The organism is Delftia sp. UME58 (assembly GCF_014170385.1).
Taxonomy (GTDB): domain Bacteria; phylum Pseudomonadota; class Gammaproteobacteria; order Burkholderiales; family Burkholderiaceae_C; genus Comamonas; species Comamonas acidovorans.
Window position 1 is genome coordinate 146,687 of record NZ_LZZV01000088.1, and the last position, 13,814, is coordinate 160,500.

Here is a 13,814-nt window from a genome sequence, read left to right on the forward strand (position 1 = left end):
AGCACCACAGGAGACCCCATGGCTTCATCGATTCTTGCGCGCCGGCATTTTCTGGGAGCGGCCCTGGGCGCCGTGGCCACGGCGGGATGCAACGGCGAGGTGTCCTGGGGCGATCCCATCGATCCGCCCGTGACGGACCGCGTCAGGCGTGCGCTCGATCAACTCGATGGCCAGGTGCGCGCGCAGATGCGGCGCACGGGCGTGCCCGGCGTGGCCGTGGCGGTGGTGCATGAGGGGCGCCTGGTCCATGCCCAGGGCATGGGCGTGCGCAGGCTGGGCTCGTCGCTGGCCGTGGATGCGGACACGGTGTTCCAGCTGGCCTCGGTCTCCAAGTCCGTGGGCGCCACCGTGGTGGCGCAGCAGGTGGGCCAGCGCCGCGTGTCCTGGGACACGCGCGTGCAGCAGGGCCTGCCCTGGTGGACGCTGGAGGACGCCGATGCCGCCCAGCGCGTCACCGTGGGCGACATGTATGCCCACCGCTCGGGCCTGCCCGGCCAGGCCGGCGATGCGCTGGAGGAGCTGGGCTACAGCCAGCGCCAGATTCTGGAGCGCCTGCGCTACCTGCCGCTGCGGCCCCTGGGCACCCAGTACGCCTACAGCAACTTCGGCCTGACCACGGGCGCCGAGGCGGTGGCCGCCATCGCAGGCCAGTCCTGGGCGGCGCTGTCGCAGCAGGCCGTCTACGGCCCGCTGGGCATGACGCAGACCAGCTCGCTGTTTGCCGATTTCGAGGCGCGCGCCAACCGCGCGGCCGGCCACCTGCGCGTCAACGGCGTGTGGCAGGCGGGGCCGGTGCGCCGGCCCGATGCGCAGTCGGCTGCGGGCGGCGTCAGCTCCACGGTGCGCGACATGGCGCGCTGGATGACCATGCTGCTGGACGAGGGTCGCTTCGAGGGCCGCCAGGTGGTCGATGCGCAGGCGCTGCGCACGGCGCTGTCGCCGCAGATGCTGCAGTCGCCGGCCGGCAATGGCGAGCCCGCCCGCTACTACGGCTTCGGCTTCAACGTGGGCGTGTCCGAGGCGGGGCGCACCACCTACAGCCACTCGGGCGCCTTCGGCACGGGCAGCGCGACCAGCTTCACCGTCATGCCCGAGCTCAAGCTGGGCATCGTGGTGCTGACCAACGGCATGCCCATCGGCGTGCCCGAGATCGTGGTCTCGCAGTTTCTGGACCAGGTCGAATGGGGCCGCCAGCGCCAGGACTGGGAGAGCATCTGGACCAAGCGGCTGGCACCCATCATGCAGCCCCATGGCGAGCTGGCGGGCAAGACCCGGCCCCCTTTCCCCCGTCCGCCCCGGCCGCTGGGCGCCTATGTGGGCAGCTACGCCAACCGCTTCTACGGACCGGCCCAGGTCGGCCTGCAGTCCGGTGGCGCGGGGCTGCAGGTCAGCCTGGGCTCGCAGCGCATGCTGCTCAGCCACTGGGATGGCGAGGTCTTCAGCTTCGTGCCCGAGGGCGATTCGCCGGGCAGCCTGTCCAAGGCCACGTTCGATGGCAGCCAGCTCACGCTGGAGTATTTCGACGATGTGCTGACACCGGCCGGCGTCAGCGCGGGGATGGGGCGCTTTTCCCGCTGAGGTTGTCCTGCCTCGTGCCGTCGTGCAGGGGATCGCCGGGCACGGGCAGCCAGGCAGCCAGCATGGTGGCGCCAGGCTCCGAATCCATGTCCAGGTGGCCGCCCAGGCGCTGCAGGCGCGCCTGCATGCTGCGCAGGCCCACGCCCATGCCGGCCTGCTGCACGGCAGCCACGTCAAAGCCTGCGCCGTCGTCGGTGATGCGCAGCATCAGCCAATGCGGGTCGGGCCACTGCATCTGCACCTGTACGCACTGCGCGCGGCTGTGCTTGATCACATTGGCCAGCGCTTCCTCCAGCACGCGCGTCAGCGCCAGGCACTGCAGCGCACCGGGCGGCTGCGGCCAGGCGGCAGGCACCTGCCAGTCGGACTGCATGTCCAGCTCGTCGAACAGGCTGGCAAAGCGGTGGCGCAGCGGCGCAATCCAGGCCTGGGGCGTGTCCGGCACGGTGACGGAGACGCTGGTGCCGCTGTCGATCATCTGGCGCAGGTCGTCGCGCAGCAGCTTGAGCATGGACAGGAACTGGCGGTTGTGCATGGGGCCGCCCGCCTGCTCCACCATGGCGATGGAGCGCACCAGGGAGCCGCCCAGGCTGTCGTGCAGGTCGTGCGCCAGCTGCATCCGCTCCTGCAGCCGCGAGTGGCTGAGCGCCAGCGCATGCTCGCGCGCCAGCGTGCCGCCGAGCTCGTCGCAGGCACGCGCCACGCTGTCGGTCAGCTCCTGGTTGAACTGCTCGATGCGGCGCATGCCGAGCATGAACTGCCGGCCCAGCACCATGGACAGGGCCAGCATGGTCAGCGGCGCGGTATAGGGCATCCAGGGCGTGGCGGGGCCGATCACCTTCTTGAGCGCCAGCATGTCGTGCAGGCCCGCGCACAGGAAGACCAGCAGGCAGGCCGCGTAGACCAGGTGGCCCGGCTCGCGCGTGCGCCAGGCGTGCAGCGGAAAGTGCAGCGACACGGCCACGCAGATGCCGAAGTACACCAGGCCGATGTGCAGCACGCCGTCCACCAGCCACCAGGGCGCGAAGATGGCGGCGGCCATGCCGGCCAGCGTCAGCGCCCACAGCAGCTTTTCCAGCCGGGGCAGGTGCAGCCTGCCGAAGCGCCAGGTGAACAGGCAAAAGCTCTGGCCGAACAGCAGAAAGACCAGCAGGTTGCCGCGTGCCACGGCCAGGGTGTCGGGAAAGGGCCAGGCCTCGGTGGCCAGGATATTGGCCAGGAACAGCGCCCAGCAGAAGGCGTTGAGCGCATACCAGCCAAAGGCCTTGCTGGCGCGCCGCTGCAGCCAGGCAAAGGCGAACAGCACGCCCAGCACCAGCGAGACCACGATGTTCATGGCAAACAGCGTGCGATGGTTCCACCAGGTCTGCTCGTGCCACTGGCGCAGCGCCTCGGGCTCGCCCAGGCGCACCTCGCCCAGGCCCGGCGTCTGCTCGGCCAGGCCGTGCACGCGGATCCACACGCTGTTGGTGCCCGCATGCAGGGCGGATTCGGGCAGCAGCCAAAAGCGCGGCAGGTTCCAGCTGCGCGACAGGGGCTCGACCAGGTTCCGGTCGCGCCACAGCAGGTCGCCGTTCACGAAGACCTCGCCGGCCATGACCATGGAGTGAAGGGCCAGCGCCACGGGATCGGCGACGGCGGGAGCGGTAGCAGAAGCGGCAGGGGGGTGAGCGCAGCCGCGCTGCCAGTCGATGCGGTACCAGACGGCGCCGCTGTAGCCGGGCCAGCGGTCCAGCCAGTGGTCGGGCAGGGTCACGTTGTGCCAGTCGCGTACCGCGCTGGCGATGGGCGGCGGTCCCTGGCCTGCGGCCTTGGCGGACTGGATGGACAGGATCTGCGGCAGGCAGGCCTGGGCGAATGCGCAGGTACTGCACAGGAGGACCGCCAGGCCCAGGGCGAAGTGCCGCGCCAGGCCGCACCACCGGCGCCCCCAGCCCATGGCCGTCAGCCCAGCAATCCGCGCACGCGTGCCGTGTTGACGGCGCGCGTGCGCGAGGACACGGCCAGCTTGCGGTAGATGTGCTTGATGTGGCATTCCACCGTGTAGCGCGACAGGTGCAGCTGCTCGGCGATCTCGCGGTTGGTCAGGCCATCGGCCACCAGGCGCAGGATCTGGCTTTCGCGCGCGCTCAGCGTGGACTCGGTGCCGGTGCTCTCCGGCGTGGCGGGTGCCGCGCCCTGCAGCTCGGCGATCACGCGGCGCGCGATGAAGGGGTCGATGGGCGCACCGCCGCGCAGCACGCTGCGGATGGACAGCGAGACTTCCAGGTCGTCGCGTTCCTTGAGCACATAGCCGGTGGCGCCCGCGCGCAGCGCCGAGAGGATGGCATCCTCCGTGCTCCAGGCCGAGATCACCAGGATGCCCACGGCCGGGTCTGCGCTGCGCATCTCGGCGATCAGGTCGATGCCGCTGCCGTCGGGCAGGCCCAGGTCCACCAGGGCCAGGGCCACGGGCTCGGCCAGGCAGGCGCGGGCCTGGGCCAGGGAGCCGGCGAACAGCAGGGCATCGGGCGTGTAGCCCAGCTGGCCCAGCACGGACTGCAGCCGCTGGCGGATCAGCGGCTCGTCCTCCACCACCAGCACCGGGGCCGGAAGCGTGGACTCTGGGACAAGCAGGTGGGCGGGCATGGAAAAGGCGTGCGCAGCGGCGGGCGTAAAAAGGGGCAGGATGGCCGCCCGACTGTGGGCGAAGCCCGCATCTTTGCATATCCCTGAAAACTGGTAATCGCGGGGGCGCGTGCCGCTGCGCCGTCCATAATTCCGGCCCGGGCCGCACGGGCGGACTCTGGCAACGACACCTACCGAAAGGACGCCGCCGCATGGCACGCGTACGTGACCCTGCTGGCTACGATGGCCAGCGTGAAATGATCCTCTCCCACGCCGCCCAGCTGTTCGCGCAGCGCGGCTATGCGGGCACCTCCATGAACGAGGTGGCTGCGGCCTGCGGCGTCTCCAAGGCCACGCTCTACCACTATGTGATCGACAAGCACGACCTGGCCGTGCGCATTGCCGAAGAGCATGTGCTGCGCCTCGAAGCCCTGGTCAACGACACCCTGCAGGCCCATGCCGATCCCGAGCAGCGCCTGCATGCGCTGATCCGCGGCTTCGGCCAGGAGTACGCCCAGGCCCAGAATGCCCACCGCGTGCTGACCGAGGACGTGCGCTTCCTGCGCGAGGAAGACCAGCAGCGCATCCTGGACGTGGAGCGCCGCGTGGTCGCCGCCTTTGCGCAGACCATTGCCCAGGTGCGCGGCGAGCCCGCCGACAGCGCCCTGGGCAAGCCCCTGGCCATGCTGCTGTTCGGCATGATCAACTGGACCTTCACCTGGCTCAAGCCGGGCGGCACGCTGGACCATGACGCCATAGGCACCATGGTGTCCCAGCTGTTCTTCGGCGGCGTGCGCGCGGTCAGCGTGCCGGACGGCAAGAAGCCGCGCAAGGCCCGCCAGGCCTAGGCTCGGCCCGGCCCCTCACCACCTGCGCTGCACGACCACGAAGCGGTCAGCCACGAAGGCCAGCGTGGTGTAGCTGGCATTGGCCGCGGGATTGCCGCCCGTGGCGTGGAAGTCCGAGAAGCCTGCCGACTGGTTGACCATCACGCCCTGCGTGAGGTTGATGGACAGGGCCACGCGCGAGCGCAGCGCCGAGGCCGCCATGGCATCGACGAAGGCCGCATTCGTGGAATACACGCCCAGCGTCATCGCGCCATGCGCACGCACGCTGCGCTCGGCCAGCTCGCGCGCGCCCTGGGCCGAGGGCACGGCCACCAGGTAGGAGACGGGGCCGAAGCATTCGCGCTCGTAGATGGCGGCGTCCGCCACGTCCAGCGCGCGCAGCGCGGGCGTGCGCACCTCGGCCTGCGGGTGCTCTGGATGGGTGAGCTTTTGCGAGGCGCGCACGGCGCGGCCCACGGTGGCGGCCTGTTCCACGCGCTCCACGGTCTGCGCAGAGCCTATGGCGCCCAGCACGGTGAAGGCCACCTTGGGATCGGCCAGCAACTGGTCGATGGCGGCGGCCAGATCGGCGCCGACCTGCTCGAAGCTCTTGTGGCCCTGGTCAGTCTCTATGCCGCCGGCCGGAATCAGCAGGTTCTGCGTGGTGGTGCACATCTGGCCGCTGTACAGCGACAGTGACAGGGCCAGATTGCGCAGCATGCCTGCGTAGGCATCGGTGGACTCGATCACCACCAGGTTCACGCCGGCCATCTCGGCATACAGGCGTGCCTGCGGCGCATGCGCCTGCAGCCAATGGCCGAAGGCATTGCCGCCGGTGAAGTCGATGGAGGCCACGGCCGCGTGCGTGGCCAGGGCCTGGGTCAATTCGGGCTTGTCGCTCACGGCCAGGGTCACGAGGTTGGGGTCCAGGCCCTGCTCGGTCAGCACATCGCGCAGCACGCTCACGGTGAGCGCGGCCGGCAGCACGGCGTTGGGGTGGGGCTTGACGATCACGGGGTTGCCCGTGGCCAGCGCGGCGAACAGGCCCGGGTAGGTGTTCCAGGTCGGGAAGGTGGCGCAGCCGATGACCAGGGCCACGCCACGCCCCACGATCTCGAAGCGTTTGTGCAGCACGGCGGGCGCATGCTTGCCCTGGGGCTTTTCCCAGACGGCCTCGGCAGGCACGTCGGCCATGGCCTTCCAGGCCACGGCAATGGCTTCCAGGGCGCGGTCCTGGGCATGGGGGCCGCCGGCCTGGAAGGCCATCATCGCGCCCTGGCCCGTGGTCAGCATCACGGCATGCGCGATCTCGAAGCTGCGCTGGTGGATGCGCGTCAGCGCCTCCAGCAGCACGCCGGTGCGGCCCTGGGGTCCCAGCGCCTGCCATGCGGGCTCGGCCGCCTGGGCGGCATCCACCAGCGCCTGGGCATCGCACCCGGGGTAGCGGATGTCCAGGGCCACGCCATAGGGCGATTGCTCGGTGGCCACGCGGGCGGTTTCGCCGGGCTGGCGCAGCGGATAGTCCTTGCCGAACAGCGCCTGCACGGCGGCGTGGCCCTGGGCCTGGGCGGTCTCGCCATACACCTTGGGCGAGGGCGCCTCGGGGAAGGGCGACCAGTGGCCCCGGCGGGACAGGGCCTGCAGGGCGTCGTCCAGCAGGGGGCGGTGGCGTTCGTAGAGGGCGTGGGCGGGCATGGGATGTCTCCTGGGTTGGAATGTGGCGTCGCTATCAGGGTTAGTACCGGACAACAAGCCTTGTTGCTCAAGAAAGCTGCATCTTATAATCCTACCGTCCGGTCGGTCAATTATTCTGAACCCCTTGCCTCACGACGCCAGAACCCCGATGAACAAAGACCTGCGCCCCGCCCCCGGCGACCTCGATCCCCTCGAAACCGCCAGCCGCGACGAGATCGCCTCGCTGCAGCTGCAGCGCCTGCGCTGGTCGCTGCAGCATGCCTACGACAACGTGCCCCACTACCGCCGCGCCTTCGACGAGAAGGGCGTGCATCCGTCGGACCTGCGCACGCTGTCCGACCTGGCCCGCTTTCCCTTCACCACCAAGAAGGACCTGCGCGAGAACTACCCGTTCGGCATGTTTGCCGTGCCGCGCCAGAAGGTGGCGCGCGTGCATGCCTCCTCGGGCACCACGGGCAAGCCCACGGTCGTGGGCTACACGTTGAATGACATCGACAACTGGGCGAACCTGGTGGCGCGCTCCATCCGCGCGGCGGGCGGGCGGCCCGGCGACATGGTGCATGTGGCCTACGGCTACGGCCTGTTCACGGGCGGGCTGGGCGCGCACTACGGAGCCGAGCGCGCGGGCTGCACGGTGGTGCCCATGTCGGGCGGGCAGACCGAAAAGCAGGTGCAGCTGATCCAGGACTTCCGGCCCGACATCATCATGGTCACGCCCAGCTACATGCAGGTGATCGTGGAGGAGATGCAGCGCCAGGGGATGGACCCGCGCGCAAGCTCCTTGAAGATCGGCATCTTCGGCGCCGAGCCCTGGACCGAGGCCATGCGCCGCGAGATCGAGGGCAAGGCGGGGCTGGATGCCGTGGACATCTACGGCCTGTCGGAGGTCATGGGCCCGGGCGTGGCCAGCGAATGCGTGGAGAGCAAGGACGGGCCGGTGATCTGGGAGGACCATTTCTACCCGGAGATCATCGACCCGGACACGGGCGAGGTGCTGCCCGACGGCAGCGAGGGCGAGCTGGTCTTCACGTCGCTGTCCAAGGAAGCCATGCCCATCATTCGTTACCGCACGCGGGATTTGACGCGGCTGCTGGCGCCGACTTCGCGCAGCTTCCGGCGCATGGGCAAGATCGTGGGTCGCAGCGACGACATGCTCATCATCCGCGGCGTGAACCTGTTTCCCACGCAGGTCGAGGAGATCGTGCTGCAGAACGCCCAGCTGTCGGGCCAGTACCAGCTGGTGGTCACGCGCGACGGCAACCTGGACCGGCTGGCCGTGCGCTGCGAGATGCAGCCGGGTACGCAGGGCGACACCGGCGCTTTGGCCCAGTGGGTGCAGCAGCGCATCAAGACCCTGGTCGGCGTGAACGCCGAGGTCGAGGTGCTGCGGCCCGATTCCATAGAGCGCACCCTGGTGGGCAAGGCCCGCCGTGTGATCGACCACCGCAGCCGCTGAGCGCGCACAGGAGTCCCATGGCCCGAGGCCGATCTTCCGGATACGACGACCAGCGCGAACTGATCCTGGGCCATGCCGCCGCGCTGTTCGCGCGCAGCGGCTACCCCGGCACTTCGATGAACGAGGTGGCCCAGGCCTGCGGCCTGTCCAAGCCCACCATCTACCACTATTTCCGCGACAAGTACGCGCTGCTGGTGGACATCACCGACGGCCACATGACGCGACTGCAGTCCCTGGTGGACGAGGTGCAGTCCATGGACCTGCCGCCCGAGCCGCGGCTGCGCATGCTGATCGAGCGCTTCGTGCAGGAATACGCCCATGCCCGCCATGCCCACCGCGTGCTCACCGAGGACGTGCGCTTCCTGCAGGACGAGGACCGCCAGCGCGTGCTGGACAAGGAGCGCGCCGTGGTCGAGACCTTTGCCCAGGCGGTGGCCCAGCTGCGGCCGGACGCCGATGGCGCGGGCCTTTCCAAGGCGCTGGCGATGCTGCTGTTCGGGATGATGAACTGGATGTTCACCTGGCTGCGGCCCGACGGCTCGCTGGACCACGAGGCCATGGCGCCCGTGGTGGCCGACCTGTTCCTGGCAGGCCTGCCGGCTGTGCAGACCCCAGGCAAACCCGGGCATCAAACCGCTGGCAAAAAAATAGTTACCACGGTAAATTGTGGCGCCTGAAGGTGCCACGCCCCATCCAACACAAGGAGACAGACATGAAGCGTTTGACGAAACTGGGCCTGCTGGCCGCGACCCTGGCCACGGTCTGGGGCTCGGCCCTGGCCGACATCAATGTGGGCGTGGTGGTCTCGGCCACCGGACCGGCGGCCTCCCTGGGCATTCCCGAGAAGAACACCGTGGCGCTGATGCCGCGCACGGTGGCGGGCCAGAAGGTCAACTACATCATCCTGGACGATGCCTCCGACACCACGGCGGCCGTGGCCAACACGCGCAAGCTGATCAGCGAGAGCAAGGTCGATGTCATCCTGGGCTCCAGCATCACGCCCAACTCCCTGGCCATGGTGGACGTGGTCTCCGAGGCCAAGACGCCCATGATCACGCTGGCGGCCTCGGCCAAGATCGTCGAGCCCGTGGATGCCAAGAAATTCTGGGTCTTCAAGACGCCCCAGCACGACGCCATGATGGCCGCCGCCATCGGCGAGCACATGGCCAAGGCCGGCATCAAGACCGTGGGCTACATCGGCTTCAACGACGCCTATGGCGAAAGCTGGCTGCAGGAGTTCCGCAAGGTGGCCGAGGCCAAGGGCATCAAGCTCACCGCCACCGAGGCCTATTCGCGCAGCGACACCTCGGTCACGGGCCAGACGCTCAAGCTCATGTCCGCCAAGCCCGATGCGGTGCTGATCGCAGGCTCGGGCACGCCGGCCGCGCTGCCGCAGAAATCGCTCAAGGAGCGCGGCTACCAGGGCAAGATCTACCAGACCCACGGCGTGGCCAATGCCGACTTCCTGCGCGTGGGCGGCAAGGATGTGGAAGGCACGCTGCTGCCCGCCGGCCCCGTGCTGGTGGCCCACCAGCTGCCCGACAGCAACCCGGTCAAGAAGTCCGCCGTCTCCTACGTGGAAGCCTACGAGGCCGCCAACGGCAAGGGCACGGCATCGACCTTTGGTGCGCATTCCTGGGATGCGGGCCGCGTGCTGGAAGCCGCGATTCCCGCCGCGCTCAAGAAGGCCCAGCCCGGCACGGCGGAGTTCCGCGCGGCCCTGCGCGATGCGCTGGAGCAGACCAAGGACGTGGCCGGCGCCCACGGCATCTTCAACATGACGCCCACCGACCACCTGGGCCTGGACCAGCGCGCGGCCGTCATGGTCAAGATCGAGAACGGCACCTGGAAGTACCAGCCCTGAACCTGCGGGCCTGAGGCCGCAGCGGCTGCCGCACCTGGCGGCGGCCGCTGTGGCGCTCGGCCGCGCCTGCTCGAAAGTCGATCATGGATCTGCAAATCGCCCTGCTGCTGGGGCAGGACGGCATCGTCAACGGCGCCGTCTACGGCCTGATGGCGCTGGCCCTGGTGCTGGTGTTCTCGGTCACCCGCATCATCTTCATTCCGCAGGGCGAGTTCGTCGCCTTCGGCGCGCTCACCCTGGCCATGATGCAGGCCGGCCGCGTGCCCACCACGCTGTGGCTGCTGCTGGCCCTGGCCGCCGCCGTGCTGGTGGTGGACCTGCTGCGCTGGCGCGCGGGCAGCCAGGTGAGCTGGCCCGCCACCTTCCTGTGGTGCCTGGCGCTGCCGGCCATTGCCGTGGCCCTGGCCTGGGGGCTGCGCCCGTCCTCGCTGATGCTGCAGGCGCTGGCCACCCTGGTGCTGATCACGCCCATGGGGCCGCTGCTTTACCGCCTGGCCTACCGGCCGCTGGCCCATGCCTCGGTGCTGATGCTGCTCATCGTCTCGGTGGCCATGCATGGCGTGCTGGTCGGCCTGGGGCTGCTGTTCTTCGGTGCCGAAGGCTCGCGCACCCCCGCGTTTTCCGAGGCGCAGCTGCGCCTGGGCGACATCACGATCTCGGGCCAGTCCCTGGTGGTGGTGGGCGTGACCCTGGTGCTGGTGGCCCTGCTGTTCGTGTTCTTCGAGCGCTCCATGATCGGCAAGGCGCTGCGCGCCACGGCCATCAACCGCGTGGGCGCACGCCTCATGGGCATTCCCACGGCCATGGCCGGCGACGTGAGCTTTGCGCTGGCCGCGCTGATCGGCGCCATCTCGGGCCTGCTGATCGCGCCGCTGACCACGGTGTACTACGACACCGGCTTTCTGATCGGCCTCAAGGGCTTCGTGGCCGCCATCGTGGGCGGGCTGGCCAGCTACCCGCTGGCCCTGGCCGGCGCGCTGCTGGTCGGGCTGCTGGAGGCCTTCTCGTCGTTCTGGGCCAGTGCCTACAAGGAGGTGCTGGTGTTCACGCTGATCATCCCGGTGCTGTGGTGGCGATCGCGCAATAGCCACCATGTGGAGGAAGAAGAATGAGCGCCCCCGTTTCCTCGCAGGCCGCGGCGCCTGCAAAGGCCGCCTCGGGCGGCATCAGCACGCGCGTGCTCACCGTGGCGGCCATTGCGCTGCTGGCCGCGTCCTGGGGCTTTCTGCCCGATTTCACCGTCGTCATCCTCAGCTATATCGGCCTGTTCGCCATGGTGGCCGCAGGCCTGGTGATGCTGACCGGCGTGGGCGGCATGACCTCGTTCGGCCAGGCGGCCTTCGTGGGCATCGGCGCCTATGCCACGGCCTGGGTCTGCACGGCGCCTGCCTCGGTGGCCGCGCTGGGCGGCCTGGTGGGCGCGGCGGGCCTGCCCTGGGTGGGCCTGGCGCTGGGCCTGCTCATCACCTTCGTCGTGGCCTGGCTGCTGGGCGCAGTCACGGTCAAGCTGCAGGGCCACTACCTGCCGCTGTGCACCATCGCCTGGGGACTGAGCCTGTACTACCTGTTCGGCAACATGGAATTCCTGGGCGGGCAGACCGGCATCACGGGCATTGCGCCGCTGGTGATCGGCGGCGTCTCGCTGGCCTCGCCGCGCGCCATGGGCGTGGTGATCTGGGCCGTGCTGCTGGTGGCGCTGTGGCTGCTGCACAACCTGCTGGACTCGCGCGAGGGCCGGGCCATCCGCGCGCTGCGCGGCGGCCGCGTAATGGCCGAGTCCATGGGCATCGACACGGCGCACTACCGCGTCAAGCTCTTCGTGCTGGCGGCCCTGCTGGCCACGCTGTCGGGCTGGCTCTACGCCCACATGCAGCGCTTCGTGAGCCCGGCGCCCTTCAACCTGAACGTGGGCATCGAGTACCTGTTCATGGCCGTGGTCGGCGGCGCCGGCCACCTGTGGGGCGCGGTGCTGGGCGCCACGCTGATCACCCTGGTCAAGCAAAAGCTGCAGGACATATTGCCGGCCCTGCTGGGCACCAGCGGCAACTTCGAGGTCATCGTCTTCGGCCTGCTGATGGTGCTGGTGCTGCAGCGCTTTGCAGAAGGCCTGTGGCCCACGCTGCAGGCGCTCACGGCACGCTGGGTGCGCCGGCCCGTGTCCGATCTGAAGCTGGCGGACGCGGCGCCGCTGGCGCAGCGCGCGCTGCCTGCGGCGGGCCAGGTGCTGCTGGCGGCCGAGCATGTGACCAAGCGCTTTGGCGGCCTGGTGGCCAACAACGATGTGGCCATGACGCTCAAGGCCGGCGAGGTGCATGCGCTGATCGGCCCCAACGGCGCGGGCAAGAGCACCTTCTTCAACATGATCTCGGGCGTGGACTCGCCTACCGAAGGCCAGGTGCGCTTCATGGACCAGGCCATGAACGATGCGCCCTCGCGCCGCTTCGCCGCCCTGGGCCTGGGCCGCACCTTCCAGCATGTGCGCCTGCTGGGCCAGCGCAGCGTGCTGGAGAACGTGGCCGTAGGCGCGCACCGGCGTGCGCACCGGGGCTGGCTGGCCTCCATGCTGCGCCTGGACCGGGCCGAGGAGGCCTCGGTGCTGGCCGAGGCGCGCCGCCAGATCGAGCGCTGCGGCCTGGGCGCCTTCGCCGACGTGCCGGCCGCCTCGCTGGCCCTGGGCCAGCAGCGCATCGTGGAGATCGCGCGCGCCCTGGCCGGCCAGCCCGCGGCCCTGCTGCTGGACGAGCCGGCCGCCGGCCTGCGCCACCTGGAAAAACAGGCCCTGGCCGACCTGCTGCGCCAGCTGCGCGCCGAGGGGCTGGGCATTCTCGTCGTGGAGCACGACATGGAGTTCGTCATGAATCTTGCGGACCGCATCACGGTGCTGGAGTTCGGCACCGTGATCGCCGAAGGCACGCCGGCCCAGATCCAGGTCAACCAGCGCGTGCTGGATGCCTACCTGGGCGGCGGCGATGACGACGAGGCAACCGGAGAGACGGCATGAGCGACACCCTTTTGCAGCTCAAGGGCCTGAGCGTGTCCTACGGTCCCGTGGAGGCCGTGCACCAGGTGGATCTGGATGTGCGCAGCGGCGAGATCGTCACCGTCATCGGCCCCAACGGCGCGGGCAAGACCACGCTGCTGTCGGCCGCCATGGGCCTGCTGCCCTCGCGCGGCGAGATCCATCTGGACGGCAAGCGCATCGCACGCCCCGGCGTCGAGGTCATGGTGGCCAACGGCGTGGCCCTGGTGCCCGAAAAGCGCGAGCTGTTCGGCGAGATGTCGGTGGAGGACAACCTGCTGCTGGGCGGCTTCTCGCGCTGGCGCCGGGGCCTGCGCGACCAGGCGCAGCGCATGGACGAGGTCTTTGCCATCTTCCCGCGCCTGAGGGAGCGGCGCCCGCAGATGGCCTCCACCCTGTCGGGCGGCGAGCGCCAGATGCTGGCCATCGGCCGCGCACTGATGGCACGCCCGCGCCTGCTGCTGCTGGACGAGCCCTCGCTGGGCCTGGCGCCGCTGATCGTGCGCGAGGTGCTGCAGGTCGTGGCCGGCCTGCGCGACCACGGCGTCTCGGTGCTGCTGGTCGAGCAGAACGCGCGCGCCGCCCTCAAGGTGGCCGACCGTGCCTATGTGCTGGAAATGGGCGCCGTGGCCCTCAGCGGCGCGGCCAGGGAGCTGCTGCATGACCGGCGCATCATCGATACCTATCTGGGGATGGGGCGCAGTGCGGAGGCGGTGGCCGCATAAGTGAGTGGAGTGAGCGCTGTTGTCTGGTTCTGGTGACTGTGGT

Annotated in this window: 11 protein-coding genes; 8 read left to right on the forward strand and 3 right to left on the reverse strand. The window is 69.7% G+C overall.

The genetic code is table 11. The annotated features are described in order from the left end of the window. The first annotated feature begins 18 nt into the window (after nt 1-18). Complete coding sequence (locus tag A9976_RS22065) at nt 19-1,578, forward strand: serine hydrolase (RefSeq protein WP_183020780.1); 1,560 nt, start codon at nt 19-21, stop codon at nt 1,576-1,578. On the opposite strand, the gene A9976_RS22070 is transcribed toward A9976_RS22065, so the two are convergent. Further along, entirely contained in the window at nt 1,547-3,517 is a 1,971-nt protein-coding gene (locus tag A9976_RS22070) for an ATP-binding protein (protein WP_183020781.1), read from the reverse strand. The two genes, A9976_RS22065 and A9976_RS22070, sit on opposite strands and share 32 nt — an antisense overlap. Nucleotides 3,518-3,522: 5 nt before the next feature. Continuing rightward, nucleotides 3,523-4,206 carry a response regulator transcription factor gene (locus A9976_RS22075; protein ID WP_183020782.1) on the reverse strand — a complete coding sequence of 228 codons (684 nt, stop codon included), beginning with the start codon at nt 4,204-4,206 and terminating at the stop codon, nt 3,523-3,525. Nucleotides 4,207-4,397: 191 nt separating this feature from the next. Between A9976_RS22075 and A9976_RS22080 the strand changes: the two genes are divergently transcribed. Then, entirely contained in the window at nt 4,398-5,033 is a 636-nt protein-coding gene (locus A9976_RS22080; RefSeq protein WP_034389704.1) for a TetR/AcrR family transcriptional regulator, read from the forward strand. A gap of 15 nt (nt 5,034-5,048) precedes the next feature. On the opposite strand, the gene paaN is transcribed toward A9976_RS22080, so the two are convergent. Continuing rightward, nucleotides 5,049-6,707 (reverse strand): phenylacetic acid degradation protein PaaN, encoded by a 1,659-nt coding sequence (gene paaN, locus A9976_RS22085; protein WP_183020783.1) that lies wholly within the window; start codon nt 6,705-6,707, stop codon nt 5,049-5,051. Between the two features lie 148 nt (nt 6,708-6,855). Between paaN and paaK the strand changes: the two genes are divergently transcribed. The 6 genes from paaK to A9976_RS22115 all read left to right on the forward strand — a co-directional run bounded on the left by paaK (nt 6,856) and on the right by A9976_RS22115 (nt 13,771). After that, entirely contained in the window at nt 6,856-8,163 is a 1,308-nt protein-coding gene (paaK, locus tag A9976_RS22090; RefSeq protein WP_183020784.1) for a phenylacetate--CoA ligase PaaK, read from the forward strand. A 17-nt stretch (nt 8,164-8,180) separates the two neighbouring features. Further along, on the forward strand, nt 8,181-8,840 hold the full coding sequence (locus A9976_RS22095) for a TetR/AcrR family transcriptional regulator (RefSeq protein ID WP_183020785.1): 660 nt from the start codon (nt 8,181-8,183) through the stop codon (nt 8,838-8,840). A 35-nt stretch (nt 8,841-8,875) separates the two neighbouring features. Further along, nucleotides 8,876-10,027 (forward strand): ABC transporter substrate-binding protein, encoded by a 1,152-nt coding sequence (locus A9976_RS22100; protein ID WP_183020786.1) that lies wholly within the window; start codon nt 8,876-8,878, stop codon nt 10,025-10,027. 83 nt (nt 10,028-10,110) lie between these two features. Then, a complete protein-coding gene (locus tag A9976_RS22105) occupies nt 10,111-11,139 on the forward strand; it encodes a branched-chain amino acid ABC transporter permease (RefSeq protein ID WP_012202505.1) in 1,029 nt (342 codons plus the stop codon). Beyond that, the gene (locus A9976_RS22110) at nt 11,136-13,028 is read left to right on the forward strand and encodes an ABC transporter permease subunit (protein WP_063327652.1); all 1,893 of its coding nucleotides are present in this window, start codon (nt 11,136-11,138) and stop codon (nt 13,026-13,028) included. The genes A9976_RS22105 and A9976_RS22110 overlap by 4 nt, the downstream gene beginning before the upstream one ends. Continuing rightward, nucleotides 13,025-13,771 (forward strand): ABC transporter ATP-binding protein, encoded by a 747-nt coding sequence (locus A9976_RS22115; protein WP_099751709.1) that lies wholly within the window; start codon nt 13,025-13,027, stop codon nt 13,769-13,771. The genes A9976_RS22110 and A9976_RS22115 overlap by 4 nt, the downstream gene beginning before the upstream one ends. Nucleotides 13,772-13,814 lie beyond the last annotated feature (43 nt).

Excerpts from the sequence above, each read along its gene's own strand:
- A9976_RS22065 (WP_183020780.1), top strand. The coding sequence starts at position 19 with ATGGCTTCATCGATTCTTGCGCGCCGGCATTTTCTGGGAGCGGCCCTG.
- A9976_RS22070 (WP_183020781.1), bottom strand. The coding sequence starts at position 3,517 with ATGGGCTGGGGGCGCCGGTGGTGCGGCCTGGCGCGGCACTTCGCCCTG.
- A9976_RS22075 (WP_183020782.1), bottom strand. The coding sequence starts at position 4,206 with ATGCCCGCCCACCTGCTTGTCCCAGAGTCCACGCTTCCGGCCCCGGTG.
- A9976_RS22080 (WP_034389704.1), top strand. The coding sequence starts at position 4,398 with ATGGCACGCGTACGTGACCCTGCTGGCTACGATGGCCAGCGTGAAATG.
- paaN (WP_183020783.1), bottom strand. The coding sequence starts at position 6,707 with ATGCCCGCCCACGCCCTCTACGAACGCCACCGCCCCCTGCTGGACGAC.
- paaK (WP_183020784.1), top strand. The coding sequence starts at position 6,856 with ATGAACAAAGACCTGCGCCCCGCCCCCGGCGACCTCGATCCCCTCGAA.
- A9976_RS22095 (WP_183020785.1), top strand. The coding sequence starts at position 8,181 with ATGGCCCGAGGCCGATCTTCCGGATACGACGACCAGCGCGAACTGATC.
- A9976_RS22100 (WP_183020786.1), top strand. The coding sequence starts at position 8,876 with ATGAAGCGTTTGACGAAACTGGGCCTGCTGGCCGCGACCCTGGCCACG.
- A9976_RS22105 (WP_012202505.1), top strand. The coding sequence starts at position 10,111 with ATGGATCTGCAAATCGCCCTGCTGCTGGGGCAGGACGGCATCGTCAAC.
- A9976_RS22110 (WP_063327652.1), top strand. The coding sequence starts at position 11,136 with ATGAGCGCCCCCGTTTCCTCGCAGGCCGCGGCGCCTGCAAAGGCCGCC.
- A9976_RS22115 (WP_099751709.1), top strand. The coding sequence starts at position 13,025 with ATGAGCGACACCCTTTTGCAGCTCAAGGGCCTGAGCGTGTCCTACGGT.